This window comes from Serratia nevei, assembly GCF_024160145.1.
Classification (GTDB): Bacteria; Pseudomonadota; Gammaproteobacteria; order Enterobacterales; family Enterobacteriaceae; genus Serratia; species Serratia nevei_A.
The window spans coordinates 1-1,067 of the sequence record NZ_JAMYWQ010000098.1 but is presented as its reverse complement, the minus strand read 5'-3'; the positions used below and the strand labels follow the sequence as shown (position 1 = coordinate 1,067).

Below are 1,067 nucleotides of genomic sequence, written 5' to 3'. Positions count from 1 at the left end.
AAAACGTAAAGGCCTTCATTCTGCCGGAAAAAAGAAAGCACCGAAGATATGATCGTTCGGTGCTTTATGTTCCGCCTAAATATCCATTCAGCTATAAGTCACGTGAGGCTTAAGTGAACGGCATTAGCTGCCACAGGCGGCTTTATTTATTTTCGCACGTGTTCCCCACGCGAGTGGGGATAAACCGCTGAAACAGCAACTTGAAGGAATCCAATAATGGTGTTCCCCACGCGAGTGGGGATAAACCGGCGCGTATGACGCTCAGCAGAAAAACGATGAGGTGTTCCCCACGCGAGTGGGGATAAACCGCGAGCGGACAGGGTTTAACTGGAAGGGTGCCGGTGTTCCCCACGCGAGTGGGGATAAACCGCGTCGCGCAGCAGAGCGCGAGATGTTTTTGTCGTGTTCCCCACGCGAGTGGGGATAAACCGGACGCAAACTGCCGAGCTTCTGCACCAGCGTGGTGTTCCCCACGCGAGTGGGGATAAACCGAGTCAGTAACCGTTTATGCAAGTGCCGTTACTGTGTTCCCCACGCGAGTGGGGATAAACCGTGTAACCACACCTCCAGCAAAACCAAATACGACGTGTTCCCCACGCGAGTGGGGATAAACCGCCTATAACGATGCGGTCGCAGACCACAACGATGTGTTCCCCACGCGAGTGGGGATAAACCGAAATGGCTCGACGCCTTGAGTTGCTGTCAACAACGGGTAAAAAGTGATCCACTTACCGTCACCACCAACGGTTTAATATTGATCCACCTTGTTTACTCAGGATTAGCTTCCGCTATAACCCCGGCCTTTCGTTTCTGTTTCAGCCGATAGCTCTCTCCTTTTATCTGGACTACGTGTGAGTGATGTAAGATCCGGTCCAGCATCGCCGAGGTCAGGGCTGCATCCCCAGCGAACGTCTGGTCCCACTGCCCGAACGGCAGGTTGGAGGTCAGGATCATCGCGCTCTTCTCGTAACGTTTGGCAATGACCTGGAAGAACAGCTTGGCTTCCTCCTGACTGAACGGCAGATAACCTATTTCATCGATGATAAGCAGCTTCGGGGCCATGACAC

The 1,067-nt window shown here is 53.1% G+C and carries 1 protein-coding gene and 1 CRISPR repeat array; the gene reads right to left on the bottom strand.

All coding sequences use genetic code 11. The features are described from left to right. Positions 1–158: 158 nt before the first annotated feature. A CRISPR array of direct repeats spans positions 159–676; the repeat unit is 29 nt; unit sequence GTGTTCCCCACGCGAGTGGGGATAAACCG. Positions 677–768: 92 nt separating this feature from the next. Continuing rightward, on the bottom strand, positions 769–1,067 hold a 299-nt coding region (locus tag M6G53_RS24890), incomplete at its 5' end, for an ATP-binding protein (protein ID WP_253334166.1).